The sequence below is a fragment of the Massilia aurea genome (assembly GCF_040790145.1).
Lineage (GTDB): Bacteria > Pseudomonadota > Gammaproteobacteria > Burkholderiales > Burkholderiaceae_D > Telluria > Telluria aurea_C.
In genome coordinates this window covers 486160-504115 of record NZ_JBFMMP010000001.1, presented here as the reverse complement: position 1 = coordinate 504115, position 17956 = coordinate 486160, and the positions used below count along the sequence as shown (strand labels likewise).

Here is a 17956-nt window from a genome sequence, read left to right as displayed (position 1 = left end):
GCTACTAAGTACTTAAGATAGGTTTACTGTAAGTTCCTGCGTGAAGCCAAGCTGGGCGGCCAGCCGCGCAAGTGGGGCCAGAGCGGCGTGATATTCGATGTCCGCGATTGCGTCGCGCACCCCCGCGAGCGCTTCGTCGTCGATCATCCCGGCCAGCAGTTTGTCAAGTTGAGCGAATGCATCTTCTGCGCGCGCGTCGTCGGCCTGCAGGTAAGCGCACAGCCGCGCGATCACGGGCGCCAGCGCTTCGGGATCGGCCGCGCTAGGCAATGCGGCGCCCGTCAGCAGGTCCAATCCGGCCAGCGCCATGGCGGCGGCGTCGATCAGCGCCGCGACGCGGGTTTCGAGCCGGTCGCGCCGGCCGGCGCGCAAGTCGTGTTCGAGATCACCGGCGGCGGTCGCCAGCGCCAGCGCGCCGACGTAAGCCGCGCTCGACTTGAGGTTGTGCGCCAGCGATTGCAGACGCGCGACGTCGCCCGCCGCCAGCGCATCGCGCAGGATGCCTGGGGCGGCGCCATATTCGCGCACGAAGCTGCCGGCGCGCTTTTCCAGCCGGCTGCGCTGGCCGTCGACATTGGCCAGCGCGACGTCCCAGTCGATGCCGGGCGCCGCCGGCAGCGTACCGGCCGGCGCGGAAGGTGCGGCTGGCTGGGGCAGGTTGGGACGGTCAGGAAGCGCGCGGCCCGCCAGCCGCGCCGGATCGATCCACTTGAGCAAGGTGAAAAACAGCAGGTCGGGATCGATCGGCTTGGTGACGTGGTCGTTCATGCCGGCCTCGCGGCTCAGCGCGCGGTCGCTGGACATGGCATGCGCCGTCATGGCCACGATCGGCAGCGCCTGCAAGCGTGTGTCGGCCCGGATTGCGCGCGCTGCGCCAAGGCCGTCCAGTTCGGGCATCTGGACGTCCATCAGCACCAGGTCGTAATTCCCGGTCTGCGCCATGCGCACTGCCTCCAGCCCGTTGACGGCGATATCGACCTGCATGCGGGCGGCCGCCATGAAGTCGAGCGCGACTTCACGGTTGTTGGCATTGTCTTCGGCCAGCAGGATGCGCGCGCCGTCCAGGCGCGGCAGGTCGGCCGGCATGGCCGAATGTGCTGACTGTGCCGACTGTGCCGATGTGCTGGCGTGACCGGGCGGCGCCAGGTCGCGGGCAATTGCGAGCGCCGCCGTGAAGGTAAAGCAGCTGCCCTGGCCGGGGGTGCTTCGGGCGCTGATGCCTCCGCCCATCAGCTCGACCAGCTGGCGCGAGATCGACAGGCCCAGGCCGGTGCCGCCATACTTGCGGGTGGTCGAGGTGTCGGCCTGGCTGAACGACTGGAACAGGCCGGCCACCTGCTGCGCGTCCATGCCGATGCCGGTGTCGCTGACCGAAAAGGACAGCGTGATGCTGTCATCGTCGTTCGCACCGGCCAGCGCTTCGACGGCGACGACGATCTGGCCACGCTCGGTGAACTTGACGGCGTTGTCGACCAGGTTGATCAGCACCTGGCCCAGGCGCAGCGGGTCACCCACCAGGTGTTGCGGGACGTCCGGCGCGACCCGGAACACCAGCGCGACGCCCCGCGCGTCGGTCTTCACGGCGCCCATGCTGGCCACGTGGTCGATCAGCGCGTCGAGGTGAAACGGCACCTGCTCGACAGTCAGCTTGCCCGCTTCGATCTTGGCATGGTCGAGAATGTCGTTGATGATGGCCAGCAGGTGTTCGCCCGCGCCCAGGATCTTGATGAGGTAATTGTGCAGCCGCGGCGTGGGCCCGGCCATCAGGGCCAGCCTGCTCATGCCGAGGATGGCGTTCATCGGGGTGCGGATTTCGTGGCTCATATTGGCCAGGAACGCCGACTTCATGCGCGCTTCGGCTTCGGCGCGCAGCAAGGCGCGTTGCATGGCCTTGGTGCGCAAGCCAAGGATCCGCATGAACACGAGCATGTCGAGCGTGACGCCGAACTGCAGTGAGTGCATGGTCCAGAAATTGACCGGCAGCTTGCCGGCGATGACCAGCGTCTGGATCAGCGCGCCGGTCAGGCTGGCAGCCCAGCCGATCACGAAATACGCGCCGATCGCGTCGCCCGCGCGCATGCGGCGCACGGCGCCGGGCATCCCGAGCAGCAGGGGCGCATTGCCTACCGTGGCGACGATCATCATGAACACGCGATGATCGAGCGCGCCGAGCGCCCACAACGCGCCGCTGCCGGCGCAGATTGCGGCGCCGCTGCGCATCATGCGGCTGAAGTTGCGGTCCAGGCCCGGGCGGCGCAGGCTCTGCTCGACGAACAGGTAGCAGCCGGTGGTGGCGATGCAGGTGCCGATGCCCATCATGTGCGTGGCCAGGTACAGGTTGTCGCCCCAGATGAACTGCGCGGCCACGCCGAACCACACCGCCTGGTAGATCAGCATGCCACCGACGAACATCGCGTACTTGCCGTACAAAGGCTCGCGCAGCGTGATGCACTGGGCCAGGCTGTAGAGCAGCAGGCACACGCCCAGGCCGAACAGCAGCCCTTGCAGCATCTGCTCTTGCAGCGAGGCGTGATGGAATGCCTGCGGCTGCATGAAGCGCAGCGGCAGCACCTTGGGCCCGCTCGCCGCGACCCGCACCAGCAGTGTGTAGTCCCGGCCCGGCGCCAGTTCGAGCGCCACGGCCGGCACGCGGCCACCGAGCGTGCCTTGCCCGTCCTGGCGCCGGCCGGCGGCGGCCAGCTTGCGGATGGCGCCGTCCTCGATCAGGTAGACGTCGAGATAGTCGATCAGGGCAAAGTCGAACTGCACCACCCAGTCTTGCGGGGCGTCCGGGGCCACGCGAAACGGCACCCGCACCCAGCTCGGCGCCGGCGCCACGCCGAGGGTGGCGTAGGCAAGCGTCGATGGGGCGAACCGTGCCTGCGCTGCGACCGCGCCCGGTGCATCGAGCGCGCCAGTCGCGTCGCGCAGCACGGTGGCCACCGGCCAGGCTTCGACGGCGTTTGCTGTACGCGTCAGTGTCGCCGCCAGTGTCACCGTCGGCGGCGCCGCCCACGTCGTTGCTGCCAGCAAGGCCAGCACCACTGCCAGCAGTACCGATGCGAGGCCGCGCAGGCCGGTCATCGGGCCGGCGCCCGTCCGGCGAGGCGCGCTTCAATGCGATGCATCCAGCGCGGCGCCTTTGGGTCGGTGCGCCAGGCGGCGGTGGCGTCATTGACCTCGTTCAGCAGCGCGTCGGGCAGGCGCAGCGGGCGTGTCTGGTCCAGCAGGAAATGCGTCACCAGGCGCTGGCCCAGCGCGCGCGTGAGCATGCGGCTGATCGAAAAGCCGGGCCGAAACACACGCACCACGGCATCGACGCTGCGCACCAGCACCAGGCCGATTGCAAACAACGCCCGCGCGAGCAGCGGCGCGCGCGCGTTCAGGCCCAGGTCCCGCGTCGCGTCGCCCTTGCACAGCAGGCGCGTGAGCAGCGTCGGGACGGGTTTCAGGAATCGGATCGGGATCTCGTTTTCCATGGCCTTCATCAGATCCGCCGCCAGGCGCGGGCGCGGATCGGGCGTGCGCACCAGGCGCCGCCCGCGCGCCTGCATGGACTCGAAGTCGTGCCTGGCCTGTTCCATCGTCGTCGCCATCAGGCCGCGCTCGATGCCGAGCACGTGGCCCAGCACATTCCAGGCATGCAGGTACGCCGCCTCATCGTGCGGCGCGAGGCCAAGGCGCAGCGTGCGCAGGCCGCGCACGAACACATAGCTGAAGGTGAGCAGGGTATAGGCCAGTTCTTCCTGGTTGCACGGCAAGCCGTTGACGGACGTGTCCCATCCGTGCGCATACAGCGTGTGGAACATGCCGCCGCCGGCCGGCGCCAGCGGCGGCAGGGGCGCGGCGCCCAGCGCAGCGGTGGGCGGGCCGCGCAGGATCAGGTAGCGAATGGTGGCGTGAATCAGGCGTACCTTGAGCGCCTGGGCCACGCCGCCGCCTTCGGGTGAAGTCAGGCCGCCGGCGAGCATGACCGGGAAGATCATCGCGGCGGTGGAGCGCACGCGGTAATCGGTGTGCGCCTCGAGCTGCCCGGCCGCATGCAGCACGGCCGACAGATCGGGCAGCACGTAGCATTCGGGCAGGCTGGCGCAGAACAGCAGCGTGCACGAGAGCATGCTCATGTCCATGAACAGCGTTTCGGCGCGCGCGATGGCGGCCGGGTCGGCCCACTCCGGCAAGTGCAGGCACGCCGCCAGGTAATCGAGCAGTGCCTCGGCCGCGCGCGGGTCGAGGTCAGGCCCCGGGCGCCAGCTGGCCAGGCCGCCATTGGTTTGCCAGCGCGCCAGCTCGCGGTTGATGGCGGCGATGCGCGCCGCGATCTCGGCCGGCCCATCGGCGCCGGCCAGCATCCGCGCGACCGTGTCGTCGGCCGGCGGGTCGGCCCGCAGCGAGGGAGAAAGCGATGCCGGTACGATGCGCTCCATGGGCTTCCTTGTGGCGTGAGTGGCAGAGGGGCGCCGGTCGACGCCCCGTCTTCAGACCCGGATCAGAAGCGCAGATCCAGGCGCAGGTCGGCCGTGCGCGGGGCCGTCGGCGTGGTCATGCCGAAGCTGTCGATGATCGATGGCCGCACCGAGTTTTCCAGGTTGCGCACGCGCGCCAGCAGGCTCCAGGCGCTGCCGGTTGGGGCGTAGCGCAGCGTGGCGTCGGTGGTCGTGTGCGCGGGAATCCGGTACTCGAGCAGCTGGCTCGGGATCGTGATCACGTAGTCGCTGCTCCGGCGCGAGAACACACCGGCATGCAGCTGGCCGCCAAACACGGCGAAGCGGTGTTCATAGCCGAGCGTATACACATGGCTCGGCGCGCGATCGAGCTTCCGCCCGGCCCACGACACGGCGGCGGTCGGGTTGTAAGTCACGTAGTGGGCGTCGAGCACGGTGGCGCCGTAGCTCAGGCGGCCGTTGCTGCCGACGCGGATTTCGCCGTCGAGCTCCAGGCCGCGCGAACGGGCCACGCCGGCATTGCCGGTCAGGATGCGCGGTGCGCCCGAGACGATGGCGGTGCCGCTCAGCTGCAGATTGGTGTAGTCGTACACGAAGGCGGCGGCGTTGACGGTGACGCGACCGCCCCAGAGGCGCGACTTCACGCCGGCTTCCCAGGCGCGCAGTTCTTCCGGCTGGTAGTACAGCGCGCTTTCCGAAACAGCCGCCGCGGCCGGGCACGAAATACCCAGCGCGGTCGTGCCGGCGATGCAGCCGTCGTTGAAGCCGCCGGCCTTGTAGCCAGTGGCCAGGCTCCCGTACAGCAGGGTCGTGGGCAGCAGGTCATATTCGGCGCCCAGGCGCCAGGTCGTGCGCGCGGTGTCCAGCTCGGCGGCATTGAGGAGGCGGCGGTCGGTGGCCGGATTGAACACGGGGCCTTGCTGGAAGTCGGTCGAACCGACGCGGTCCTTGTCGTCCTCCGTGCGGCGGGCGCCAGCGGTCAGGCGCAGGTCGTCGGCCACGCGCCAGGTCAGCTGGCCGAACACGGCGCGGCTGCGCGCGTCGGTCACCAGCGGGAAGGCATAGTAGGGCGGCAAGCCGACCGGCTGCAGGCCCTGGAACGAGTACGACGTGTTGCTCGTCTCGCTGAAATAATACAGGCCGCCCTGGGCGCTGATCGGGCCGGCGCCGTTCGTGGCCAGGCGCAGCTCGTGCGAATCCTGCTCGTTATGGCCGTCGTAGTTGTTGATCACGCCAAGGGCAACGGTCGGGGCCACACGGTAGTAATAATTCTGGCGGATTTCCTGGTCCAGCTTGCGGTGCGAGCCCAGGTAGTACAGCGTGGCCGGGCCGAGCTTCCAGCTCAGGTCTGCCGAGACGCCCTGCGCCACGCGGTCTTGCCAGCCCTGCACCGGCGTCATGTTCGGCGGGCGGAAGCTGTTGGTCAGGCGTTCGTCAGTCGTACTGTCGCGGTACACGGGCTTGCCGCTGGCCACGCCGGTGAAGAAGTTCGTGTCCGGCACGAAGCGGTCGTTGTTACCTTCGGCCTTCCCGTAGTCGTAGCGCAGCACCAGGCTGGCATCGCTGCCCAGCTTGATTCTGGCGCTCAGGCGTGCGTCGCGGTCGTCCTGGTCCATGCCCGGACGCAGCTGCGTGCCCTGGCCATTGTTCAGGTAAGGGTCGTGCTGCAACTTGCTCACGGCGGCGCGCAGCGACAGCATGTCGTTCACCGGCACGTTGATCATGCCGTCGACCTTGCGCCGGTTGTAGGTGCCGGCTTCCAATCCCAGGGCGCCCTCGAAGTGGTCGGTGGGGACGTTCGAGATGACGTTGACCAGGCCGGCGGTGGTATTGCGGCCGTACAAGGTACCTTGCGGGCCGCGCAGGACTTCGATGCGGTCGATGTCGAGGAAGTTGCCGCTCTGGCCGGCAGGCCGGGCGATGTACACGCCGTCCTGCATGAAGGCGGCCGACGGGTCGCCCTTGTCGGTGCTGTCGCTGTTGCTGATGCCGCGGATCGTCAGGCGCAGGCCCGAGAAGGCCTGGTCGATGTAGACATTGGGCAGGCGTGGGCCGAGGGCGCCGGCGCTGTCGGCGCCAAGGTCGCGCAGCTGTTCGCCGGAGAGAACGCTCATGGCGAGTGGAGTGCGCGAGGCCAGCGATTCGGTGCGCTGGGCGGTGACGACGACTTCCGGGACGGTGCCGTCGCTGTCCAGGGTGGTGGCGGTTTGGGCGGTTTGCGCCGCGGCGACACCGCAGACGATCGCCGAGACTGCCGCGACCAGCAGCTTCAGGGCTGGGCGGACTGGGGTTGCTTTCATGTATACGACTCCCTGATAAGACCGATGCTGACCCGTCCTGGGCGATGCATGATCTTTGTTGTTCTTGGTGGCAAAAATCATTGCGCCAGGCAATGCCACGCCCGAGAGTCTAGCAGTTCATTACTACGGGAAAAAGTCCCAGTAAGTTAATTGAACGAAATTGATACTTACACGCAACGGTGTCTGGACCGCGCTGGCCGGGATGGCTACCGCTCTAGTGTTCCAGCGTGGCCGGCAGGGTACGATCGCCGGCACTGTGCAGCCGCACCGACCAGGCCACGCCAGCAATCAACAGGCCGATGGCCGTCATTTCAAGTGGCCGTGGACCGGCGCCCCGGTAGACGAATCCATACAACAGGGCGAACAGCGTTTCAAACAGGATCAGCTGGCCGGTGAGCGTGACCGGCACGCGGCGGCTGGCCACGTTCCAGAAGTGGTTGCCGATCACTGACGCGCCCAGCGCCAGCAGCGCGTTGCAGGCCCAGAACACGGTCCAGTCGCGCGCGCCCGCTTGCGGCTCGCCAGCGCCCCAGAAGGCAAGCGGCGCCAGGATCAGTGACAGCACGCCGGTGGCCAGGCCGTACAGCGCCGACCATTCGCCGCTGCCGAAATGGAGATTGTTTTTCAGGTAGCGCGCATTGTCGAGCGCATACCAGCTCCAGCACAGCAACGCGCCGGCGGCGCACAGCACGCCGCCGGCAACGGCGACGCCGGACGCGTCGACCGGTGCGTGGGCAAAGGTGTCGATGTTGATGCAGGCGATGCCGATGGCCACCAGCAGCAGCGGGGCCAGCATGCGCCGCAGTGGAACGGCGCCGTGGTCGTTGCGCCCGAGCAGCGTGACGACCAGTGGCACCATGCCGACGATCAGAGAAGTGGGTGCGACGCCCGCATATTGCACGCCGTAGGCGAGCAGCACGTAATACACGAGGTTGCCGGCCAGCGCATGGCGCGCCAGTGCGAACAGGTCGGCGCGCGTCAGGCGGGCAAGCAGGGCGGACAGGCGCGGGCCCATGAGGACGAGGGCGATGGCGCCGTAGGCCAGGTAGCGGCCAGCCGCCAGCTGCAGCGGCGTAAATGCGGCCAGGTAAGCCGGCGCGATGAACACCATGCCCCACATGGCGCCGGCCAGCAGGCCGCACAAGACACCGATCCCCATCCGCCGCTCTTTCTGTTGCTACCTGTTTGTTCGTGTTTGTTTCGGTCGAGACCGTCAGCGGGGAATTGTAGCTCAAGCCGCCAGGGCGATGCGGGAGGCCGGCGGCATCACGCGCGCGCCACGGGCCTGGCCGTTCTCGAGGCGGAACGTGGCCACCACGGATTCGAGCTGGCCGGCCTGTTCGCGCATCGCGTCAGCGGCCGCGGCCGCTTCTTCGACCAGTGCGGCGTTTTGCTGCGTGACACGGTCCATCTCGACAATCGCCGTGTTGACCTGCTCGATGCCGGCGCTCTGCTCTTCGCTGGCGGCGGTGATCTCGTTCATGATCACCGTGACCTGGCCGATGCTGTGCACGATCTGCTGCATGGTCGTGCCGGCCAGGTCAACCTGGCGCGTGCCTTCGCGCACTTGCGCCACCGAGTCGTCGATCAGGCCCTTGATTTCCTTGGCCGCCGCCGCCGAACGGTGGGCCAGCGTGCGCACCTCGCCGGCCACGACCGCGAAACCGCGACCTTGTTCTCCGGCGCGGGCCGCTTCCACCGCTGCATTCAGGGCCAGGATATTCGTCTGGAAGGCGATGCCGTCGATCACGCCGATGATGTCGACGATGCGCTGAGAAGAAGCATCGATGCGACCCATTGTCCCGACGACGTCGGCAACCATGCGGCCGCCTTCACCGGCCACGCCGGCGGCGGTGGCGGCCAGGCTGTTGGCGCGGTGCGCGTGCTCGGTGTTCTGGCGGACGGTCGAGGTCAGTTCTTCCATCGAGGCGGCGGTTTCTTCCAATGCGCTGGCCTGCTGTTCGGTGCGGGCCGACAGGTCCTGGTTACCGCTGGCGATTTCGCCCGAGACCTGCGAGATGGTGGCGGTGCCGTCGCGCACCTGGCCGACGATGCCGGCCAGGCTCGTGTTCATGCGGCCCAGCGCATCCATCAGCTGGCCGACTTCATCGCGCCGGCCCGTCTCGAAGCGGCTGGTGAGGTCGCCCCCGGCGACGCGTTCGGCGACCTCGACCGCGGTGCGCAGCGGCAGCGTGATCGATCGGGTGATGAACCACGCGCAGGCAATGCCCAGCAGCAGCGCCACCCCAGCCAGCGTGAACAGGATCACCTTGGTGCTGGCGTACGAATCGAGGATCGTGGTTGCGATGACGCTGGTGGCGGCGATCTGCATGTCGGCGAACTTCTGTACCACGGCCAGGTAAGAGGTGGTTTGCGGCACCATGCGGGCACGGTAGATTTCATCGAGCTGGGCCTGGTCGCCGGCGCGCTTGGCGGCAAACAGCGCGTCGCGCGCCGCCATATACGCCACGCGCTCTTCCTTGACCACCTTGAGTTGCTCGCGCACGGCCGGATTGACCAGCGCTGCGTCGATTTCCTTTTGCAGCACGTTCGAGCGCGCGGTGATGGCGGCGCGGCGCGCGGCGACCACGTCCAGGATCGACGCGTCGGGGCCGTAATACACGGTCTCGTTGATCGCTGTGTTGACCTCGATGTTGCGGCGCCACTCGGCGATATCGCGCTGGTTCTTCATGCTGGTCTTGACGAGGCGTTCGGTCATGCTGCCTGCTTTTTCCATGCGCGTGAGCGAGGTGGCGCTCAGCGCGACCAGCAGCGCCAGCACGATTGCAAAGCCCAGCCCGAGACGGGCGCCTAACTTCAGATTCTTCATTGGAATGGTCCTAAGGGTCGAAAGTGCAGCGCTTGACGGCCAGGCTGCAGGTGGCGGAACGCTTGTATCGCCCAGGCAGGCGGTGCGCCAGGAAGCGCGGTTCACGGGCAGTATAGCGTCGTACCATGCCTAAAAGTTGCAATGCGGCAAAATCGCAACTCAGTAGTGGTGCTGATTGTGATGCCAGGCGGATGATGCATCCCATGCGCTCCCAGTCCTACATCGAGCGGAGTGAAGCGCCTATGGCAGCGGTTGGAAAACGGCCTAAGATGATTGAATAGATATTAGTCAGGAGACAATCATGGCAATGAACAACGACACCAAGAATCCGGATAGCAAGGGCCGCAACTGGGATCAGCTCACGAGCGGCACGACAAGCGCGGCGACGATGGGCGCGGGTTCGACCGGCGATATTGCCGGCAGCGGCAGCAAGCAGTCGTTGACTGGAGGCGGTGCGCAGCAAAAAGCCGATCAGCAGGCCGGGCGTACCGATGATCTGCTGGCGGGCGGTTCCAGCGAAGAGCAGGGCGATGCGGGTTTCCAGGGCAAGACTGACGGCTTGGATCGTCAAGGCAGCCAGGCGGCGGCCGGAACTGGAAATCGCCAGGGTAACAAGTAATAGGGTAAACGTGCGCCGTATGGTGCACGTCCGGCGTCTCTCGTTAAGCCGAAAGTGCAGTGCGTCCGACACGCGGCGTAGGCGCAGGATTGCGCTTGGCGGCCAGTTGCGGCTGGCTACCTTCGGTGCGGAACGTGCCGACCACGGCCGCCAGTTCACCGGCCTGTTCGCGCATGGCGTCGGCTGCTGCCGCCGCTTCTTCAACCAGCGCGGCGTTCTGCTGTGTCACCCGGTCCATTTCGACGATGGCAGTATTGACCTGCTCGATGCCCGCGCTTTGCTCTTCGCTGGCGGCAGCGATCTCACCCATGATCACCGTGACATGGCCGATGCGCTCGACAATTTGCTGCATCGTGGCGCCGGCGCGGTCGACCTGCTGCGTACCCTCGCGCACCTGATTGACGGAGTCGTCGATCAGATCCTTGATTTCCTTGGCCGCGGCCGCCGAACGGTGCGCCAGCGTGCGTACTTCACCGGCCACGACCGCGAACCCGCGACCTTGTTCTCCCGCGCGGGCTGCTTCCACCGCGGCATTCAGGGCCAGGATATTTGTCTGGAAAGCGATGCCGTCGATGACGCCGATGATGTCGACGATGCGCTGCGACGACGCGTCGATCCGGCCCATGGTGCCGACCACGTCTGCCACCATGCGGCCACCGTCGGCGGCCACGCCGGCGGCGTCCTGCGCGAGAACATTGGCGCGCCGCGCATGCTCGGTATTCTGGCGCACGGTCGAGGTCAGTTCTTCCATCGAGGCGGCGGTTTCTTCGAGCGAGCTGGCTTGCTGCTCGGTGCGGGCCGACAGATCCTGGTTGCCGCTGGCAATTTCGCCAGAGGCCTGTGCGATGGTCGCAGTACCGTCGCGGACCTGGCCGACGATGCCCGCCAGGCTCGTGTTCATGCGCCCCAGCGCAGCCATCAACTGGCCGACTTCGTCGTTGCGGTCGGCCCTGATGCGGCTGGTGAGGTCGCCGCCAGCCACACGTTCGGCCACGTCCACGGCGCCCCGCAGCGGCACCGTGATCGAGCGGGTGATGACCCAGGCGCAGGCCGCGCCCAGGATCAGGGCGACCGCGCCCAGCGTCAGCAGGATCACGCGGGTGCTGGCGTACGCATCGAGGATATTGGTGGCGATGGCGCTGGTCGCCTTGATCTGCATGCCCGCGAACTTCTCGACCGCAGCCACATAGGTTGCCGTATGGGGCGTCAGGTTGTTGCGATATGCCGCGTCGAGCTGGGCTTGATCGCCGCTGCGCTTGGCATTGAACATCGCTGCACGCGCGGTCAGGTACGCCGCGCGTTCCTGCTTGACCACGCCGAACTGCTCGCGCACACCCGGATTCTTCAAGGCGGCATCGATTTCGCGCTGCAGCACGTCCAGCCGCTCGGTGATGGCTTGGCGGCGCTTGTCGTTGTTGTCGAGGACCGACGCATCAGCGCCGTGATACACGGCGTCGTCGATGGCGGTATTGACTTCGATATGCCGGCGCCATTCGGCGATGTCACGCTGGTTCTTCATGCTGGTGTTGACCAGGCGATAGGTCAGGTCGCCTGCGCTTTGCATGCGGGTGAGCGAAGTTGCGGCAAGGGCAACCAGTAGTGCGAGTACAACGGCAAAGCCTAGCCCGAGACGGGCGCCTAATGACAGATTCTTCATTGGTAAATGATCCTGTGGAGCCAGCGCGCGAAATTGGCGCACGCTGCGAATGTTCGACGTCGGCATGTGGCCGGATAACGAGGGATGCGCGAGAGCGCATGACGGCGCGCATTATAGTTCAAAAAAGAAACATATGTTGCGTCGAAGCAAAAACGCATCGAGCATGCGCGCCGTCCGGTCGAACGGGATGGCATTGCGCCAAAGGTGAGGATGGACAGCACTGCGGCCGAAAGCGCAGGCATATGACCTGGCCAGGATGAAGACGCTGAACTTGTTCGATCGCCAAGGATAAATTGCCCGAGCAAAGGTCAGAACACAAAGTTTCGGAACTGCCGGATTATATGTGCGTTATGCTGTCGGAATGCAGGCATCGCCGTGCCACAGCTCAAGATCTGGAACGTCGGCCTGCTGCGCGCTTCCGGCAGTGGTCAGCAGTGCTTGCACCGATGTGTAACCATTTTGCATAACAGGCATCATTGACATGACAGATTGTCATCACTATTAGTGATAGTGTGTCAGAATGTTGCGATGACTCAAGAGCTATCAAACACCCGCTCCTATCGCGGACAGACTCCCGAGCAGCGCCGCGCTGACCGGCGCAGCCGGCTGATTGCGGGCGCCATCGCCGTGTACGGTGAACGGGGCTATCACAACGCGACCGTCAAAGCCGTTTGCGATGCGGCCGGGCTCACCGAACGCTACTTTTACGAATCGTTCGCAAACAGTGAAGCATTGTTGATCGATTGTTACAATTTCGTGACCGGTTCGGTCCTGGAAAAAATCCTGCACGCCGGTGAGACGGCGCGTGGTGGCAAGGTCGCGCGCTCCCGAGCCATGCTCCACGCTTATTTCTCCTCGCTCCAGCGCGACCCGCGTTCGGCGCGCGTGTTCCTGGTTGAGATCCGTGGTGTCAGCGCCGCCGTGGATCGTACTTTCGACGATTCGTTGCGCGAATTCGGTGCCGCCGTGGCGCGTTTGCTGGCGCCGGAAGCGCTGGACGACGAGTTGCTGCAGGCGGGCGTCATCGGCGGCGTGATCCACATCGCCATGCGCTGGATCGCGTGCGGCTACGAGCCGCCGATCGACAAGGCAGTTGCCACGGCGCTGCGCCTGGGCACGGTGTTGGCGAATTCGCGCCGGATCGCGCCGCGCAGCGTGGCATAGTCGGCCCGAACAGGCAAGGCGCCGTCACCGCGAGGGACGGCGCCTTTTTTTCAGATAGGCGCTGTCACAGTTAGCTGTAGATGACGCTGACTGCGATACGCAGCAATTGTTCCCTGGTCGTTATCCGGCCGCCATCATGTGCCCAACGCCAACCCAGATAGTTCGGAAGGTAGCGCGACGCCACGCCATTGAACCGTGCCAGCCAGGTGCGAAACCGGCTGTGATAACCATTGACGTTCTGAACGTGGATCGCGCTCTGCCTGGCATGGCGCACCCTCACGCCAGCGCGTAGATTGACACACTCGTGCGCGATACCGTGCCGGCGAGAAAAAGAACGGTAGGCGGCATTGGCATCGGTGACCAGCAGCGCTTGCCGGTCGAGTTTGGGGAGCAGGTGTTGCTCGAGCTGCGCCGCCTTCAATGCGCCACGACCGACGACGGCGTCGATCGTCGCTCCGCTGCGATCACGCGCTATCAGAATACAATCGAGTTCGTTGGAAATGCCGCGCTTGCTGGCAGCGCCACCTCGCTTGCGCGGCGGCCGGTTGAGCGTGCGCGCCCCTTTCTGCGATTCGAGCAAGAACATTTCGTCGCATTCGACGATGCCGCCCAGTTGCGCCGGGCGATCCAGCTTGACCCAGTGCAGAAACCGGTGACGCCAGCGAAAAGCCGTGTTGCGGTGCACGCCGACGCGGCTGGCGGCGCGCCGCACGCTCGTCGCGTCGAGCAGGGTTTGCAGATAATCGAGCCATTTGCCGCGCAGCCGAAGGCGCGCCAGCGGCGTGCCGCTCAAGTCGTTGAAAGTGCGCCCGCAGTCGCGGCAGCGAAAGCGCTGCAGATCGTTGGCATGGCCGTGCCGGTACCAGCAACGACTGCTGCAACGTGGACAACAGCGCCCAGCCTCCCGGATCTGGCCGATCAACGCGATGACCTGCTCGAGGCCGGCTGCCGGGTGCAATGCATCGAGCACCCGCAGGCGCTGTGGCTGGTTCAACAAGCGCAGCTTGCCGAACCAACTCGTGAAACGGGGCGCTTTCATGGACCGCTCCTGTCGATGGCAACAGGGGTTGGACTGCGCGGCAGCTCATCGGTTCAGATCTCATCACTATTTAACGATAACAGCGCCTTCAGATATGCAGGGCGTGTCCCAGCGCGCGCAGCGCGGTTTCCTGCACTGCTTCACCAAGGGTCGGATGGGCGTGGATGGTGCGCGCCACGTCTTCCAGCTGCGCGCCCAGTTCGATTGATTGCGTGAAGCCAGCCGCCAGTTCGGCTACCCCGACACCCACCGCCTGCCAGCCCAGAATCAGGTGATTGTCCTTGCGCGCCACGACGCGCACGAAACCATCGGCGCTCTCGATCGTCATCGCCCGGCCGTTGGCGCTGAACGGGAAGCTCGCGCTGATGGCGTCGATGCCGGCCGCGGCCGCCTCGGCCGGCGACATCCCGGCCACGACGATTTCCGGGTCGGTGTAGCACACGGCTGGCATGGCCGCCGGCTGGAACCAGCGCCGCTTGCCGGCGATGATCTCGGCGACCATTTCGCCCTGTGCCATCGCGCGGTGGGCCAGCATCGGTTCGCCGGTCAGGTCCCCGATCGCCCACACATTGCGCATCGACGTGCGGCATTGCTCGTCGATCTTGACGGCGCGCCCGTGCATGTCGAGCATCAGGTGTTCGAGGCCCCACCCGGTCGTCGCCGGCTTGCGGCCGACGGCCACCAGCACGCGGTCGGCCTCCAGGTAAGCTTCTACGCCGGATGCGTCGCGCACCTTGACCTGGTCACCCTCCATGCCGAGCACCGATGTGGCCAGGCGCACCTCGACCCCGAGGCGTTCGAGCGACGCCGTCACCGGTTTGACCAGGTCGGCATCGTAGGCCGGCAGGATGCGCTCGGCCGCCTCGACCACGGTGACCTGGCTACCCAATTTTCGGAACGCCGTGCCCAGCTCGAGGCCGATATAGCCGGCGCCGACCACCACCAGGCGGCGCGGCGCCGTGCTCAAAGACAGCGCTTCGGTCGAGGAAATGACAGACCCGCCAAACGGCATGAACGGCAGTTCGACCGCGTGCGAGCCGCTGGCCAGCAGCAGGTGTTCGCAGCGGATGCGCACCGGCTCTTGCCCGCTGCCTTCATGCGGCTGCACCTCGACCGTCTTGCCGTCGAGGATGCGCGCCCAGCCGCGCACCACGCGCACGCCCTGTTTTTTCAGGAGCGCGCCGACGCCGCCGGTCAGGCGCTTGACGATGCCATCCTTCCAGGCCACCGTGCGTTCGAGGTCGATACTGGGCGCCTCCACCTTGATCCCGAGCGGCGACGTTTGCGCCGCGTAGTGCACGGTCTTGGCGTATTCGTCGGCCGCGTGGATCAGCGCCTTCGAGGGAATGCAGCCGATGTTCAGGCAGGTGCCGCCCGGCTGCGCGCCTTCGACCACGATGGCGGCGACCCCGAGCTGGCCGGCGCGGATGCCCGCGACATAGCCTGCTGGTCCGCCGCCGATGATCAGGAGTGTCGTGTTGATCGTCTCCATCGCTTACTCCACGAACAGGGTGGCAGGAAACTCGAGGTAGCCCCGAATCGACTGGACGAACTGGGCCGCGACCATGCCGTCGATCACGCGGTGGTCGAACGACGACGACAGGTTCATCATCTTGCGCGCGACCATCGCGCCATCGCGGATCACGGGGCGGTCGACGATGCGGTTCACGCCCACGATGGCCACTTCCGGGCGATTGATGACCGGCGTGGTGACGATGCCGCCCAGCGCGCCCAGGCTCGTGATCGTGATCGTCGAACCGGTGAGCTCGTCGCGCGTGGCCTTGCCGCTGCGGGCCGCTTCGGCCAGGCGCGCGATTTCGGCGGCGTTCGACCACGGATCGCGCGACTCGGCGTGGCGCACGACCGGCACCATCAGGCCCGATTCGGTCTGCGCTGCGATGCCGATGTGGGCCGCGTCGAACGTGGTCAGGGTATTGGCCTGGTCGTCGTAGCGCGCGCTCATTGACGGAAAACTGCGAAGGGCCAGGACCACGGCGCGCATCAGCAGCGGCAGCAGCGTGAGCTTGCCGCGTTCATCGCCATAGCGCGCATTGAGCTGCAGGCGCAGGGCTTCGAGCTCGGTCACGTCGACTTCTTCGACATAGGTGAAGTGCGGGATGTTGCGCTTGGCTTCCTGCATCTTCTCGGCGATCTTGCGGCGCAGGCCGATGATCTGCGTGGCGTGCTCGCCGTGCTGCTCGGCGTAGCGTTCGTCCATGCCGCCATTGGCTACGCCGCCACGGCGCCCGGCCACGTGGGCGTCGAGGTCGGCATGCGTGATGCGGCCGGCGGGGCCGCTGCCGGGCACGAACTGGAGTTCGACGCCGAGATCCCAGGCGCGCTGGCGCACGGCCGGCGGCGCCAGCGGCTTTTCGCCGTCGGCGCGCAGTGGTGATCCTGGTGCGCCTGGCGTGGCGCGTGCCGGCGGCGTCGCCTTCACTGGCGCCTTCGCTGGCACGTTGGCTGGCGTGCTCACTGACGCTGGCATCGGCGCTGCGTGCGCCGCCACGGCTTCCAGCTGCGGCTCGGCCACTTCCTCGGCCGGCGCCGTGGCCGCGCCCGATTGCACGGGCTCGCGCCGCGCCTTGTCCGGGTTGACGTTGCCGTTGCCAGCAACCTCGAGGCGGATCAACTCGGCGCCCACGGCCAGCGCCTGACCGATGGCGCCGCCCAGGCTGGTGATGGTGCCGGCCACCGGCGAGGGAATTTCCACCGTCGCCTTGTCGGTCATGACGTCGGCCAGCACCTGGTCTTCACGGACGGTGTCGCCCGGCTGCACATGCCAGGCCACGACTTCGACTTCGGCGATGCCTTCGCCGAGATCCGGCATCTTGATGACGTGAATACCCATGATCAACCCTCCATCGCGCGGGTCAAGGCCGCGCCGACGCGGTCGGGCCCCGGGAAGTAAGCCCATTCCTGCGCATGCGGATACGGGGTGTCCCAGCCGGCCACGCGCCCGATCGGCGCCTCCAGCTGGTAGAAGCAGTGCTCCTGCACGAGCGCGGCCAGTTCGGCGCCGAAGCCGCTCGTCTGGGTTGCCTCGTGCACGATCACGCAGCGGCCCGTTTTATGGACCGATTTGACGATGGTGTCGAGGTCGAGCGGCCAGATGCTGCGCAGGTCGATCACCTCGGCATCGATGCCCGACTCACGCGCCGCCGCCTCGGCGACCCAGACCATGGTGCCGTAGGCGATCACGGTGACGTCGTTGCCGGGGCGGACGATGGCCGCCTTGTCCAGTTCCACCGTGTAGTAGCCGGTAGGTACGTCGCCTTTCGGGTGGCCCGACCACGGGACGACCGGGCGGTCGTGGTGACCGTCGAACGGTCCGTTGTACAGGCGTTTCGGTTCGAGGAAGATCACCGGGTCGTCGTTCTCGATCGACGCGATGAGCAAACCCTTGGCGTCGTACGGGTTCGACGGCATCACGGTGCGCAGGCCGCACACGTGGGTGAAAAACGCTTCCGGGCTCTGGCTGTGGGTCTGGCCGCCGTAGATGCCGCCGCCGCAAGGCATGCGGATCACCATCGAGGCCGTGAATTCGCCGGCCGAGCGGTAGCGCAGGCGCGCCGCTTCGGACACGATCTGGTCGGTCGCCGGATAAAAATAGTCGGCGAACTGGATCTCGACCACCGGCCGCAGGCCGTACGCGGCCATGCCGACGGCGGTGCCGACGATGCCGCCTTCGGAAATCGGCGCGTCGAACGCGCGCGACTTGCCGTATTTCGCTTGCAATCCATCGGTGACGCGAAACACGCCGCCGAAGTAGCCGACGTCCTGCCCATAGACGACCACGTTGTCGTCGCGTTCCATCATCACGTCCATGGCCGAGCGCAGCGCCTGGATCATGGTCATCGGCACCGTGGCCGAGTCTTTCGGTAAATCGTCGCGTGCCATGG

The 17956-nt window shown here is 66.5% G+C and carries 12 protein-coding genes; 2 read left to right on the top strand and 10 right to left on the bottom strand.

The annotated features are described in order from the left end of the window. Window positions 1-12 precede the first annotated feature (12 nt). The 5 genes from AB2N08_RS02145 to AB2N08_RS02125 form a co-directional block, all read right to left on the bottom strand. On the bottom strand, window positions 13-3084 hold the full coding sequence (locus AB2N08_RS02145) for a hybrid sensor histidine kinase/response regulator (protein ID WP_367608955.1): 3072 nt from the start codon (window positions 3082-3084) through the stop codon (window positions 13-15). Next, the gene (locus tag AB2N08_RS02140) at window positions 3081-4427 is read right to left on the bottom strand and encodes an oxygenase MpaB family protein (protein WP_367608954.1); all 1347 of its coding nucleotides are present in this window, start codon (window positions 4425-4427) and stop codon (window positions 3081-3083) included. Before AB2N08_RS02140 ends, AB2N08_RS02145 begins: the two co-directional genes overlap by 4 nt. 62 nt (window positions 4428-4489) lie before the next feature. Next, on the bottom strand, window positions 4490-6745 hold the full coding sequence (locus AB2N08_RS02135) for a TonB-dependent receptor (protein ID WP_367608953.1): 2256 nt from the start codon (window positions 6743-6745) through the stop codon (window positions 4490-4492). 214 nt (window positions 6746-6959) lie between these two features. Further along, entirely contained in the window at window positions 6960-7904 is a 945-nt protein-coding gene (locus AB2N08_RS02130) for a DMT family transporter (protein ID WP_367608952.1), read from the bottom strand. Window positions 7905-7976: 72 nt separating this feature from the next. Beyond that, window positions 7977-9575 carry a methyl-accepting chemotaxis protein gene (locus tag AB2N08_RS02125; protein ID WP_367608951.1) on the bottom strand — a complete coding sequence of 533 codons (1599 nt, stop codon included), beginning with the start codon at window positions 9573-9575 and terminating at the stop codon, window positions 7977-7979. 301 nt (window positions 9576-9876) lie between these two features. Between AB2N08_RS02125 and AB2N08_RS02120 the strand changes: the two genes are divergently transcribed. Next, complete coding sequence (locus AB2N08_RS02120; protein ID WP_367608950.1) at window positions 9877-10194, top strand: hypothetical protein; 318 nt, start codon at window positions 9877-9879, stop codon at window positions 10192-10194. Between the two features lie 43 nt (window positions 10195-10237). Here the strand turns inward: AB2N08_RS02120 and AB2N08_RS02115 are convergent, their stop codons facing one another. Further along, the gene (locus AB2N08_RS02115) at window positions 10238-11851 is read right to left on the bottom strand and encodes a methyl-accepting chemotaxis protein (RefSeq protein WP_367608949.1); all 1614 of its coding nucleotides are present in this window, start codon (window positions 11849-11851) and stop codon (window positions 10238-10240) included. Window positions 11852-12379: 528 nt separating this feature from the next. Between AB2N08_RS02115 and AB2N08_RS02110 the strand changes: the two genes are divergently transcribed. Next, on the top strand, window positions 12380-13015 hold the full coding sequence (locus AB2N08_RS02110; RefSeq protein WP_367608948.1) for a TetR/AcrR family transcriptional regulator: 636 nt from the start codon (window positions 12380-12382) through the stop codon (window positions 13013-13015). 70 nt (window positions 13016-13085) lie between these two features. On the opposite strand, the gene AB2N08_RS02105 is transcribed toward AB2N08_RS02110, so the two are convergent. From AB2N08_RS02105 to AB2N08_RS02090, 4 genes are all read right to left on the bottom strand, one after another. After that, complete coding sequence (locus AB2N08_RS02105) at window positions 13086-14054, bottom strand: IS1595 family transposase (RefSeq protein ID WP_367608947.1); 969 nt, start codon at window positions 14052-14054, stop codon at window positions 13086-13088. Window positions 14055-14142: 88 nt separating this feature from the next. Next, window positions 14143-15546 (bottom strand): dihydrolipoyl dehydrogenase, encoded by a 1404-nt coding sequence (gene lpdA, locus AB2N08_RS02100; protein WP_367608946.1) that lies wholly within the window; start codon window positions 15544-15546, stop codon window positions 14143-14145. A 3-nt stretch (window positions 15547-15549) separates the two neighbouring features. Continuing rightward, window positions 15550-16905 (bottom strand): dihydrolipoamide acetyltransferase family protein, encoded by a 1356-nt coding sequence (locus AB2N08_RS02095; protein WP_367608945.1) that lies wholly within the window; start codon window positions 16903-16905, stop codon window positions 15550-15552. Between the two features lie 2 nt (window positions 16906-16907). After that, on the bottom strand, window positions 16908-17954 hold the full coding sequence (locus tag AB2N08_RS02090) for an alpha-ketoacid dehydrogenase subunit beta (protein ID WP_367608944.1): 1047 nt from the start codon (window positions 17952-17954) through the stop codon (window positions 16908-16910). Between the last annotated feature and the right edge of the window lie 2 nt (window positions 17955-17956).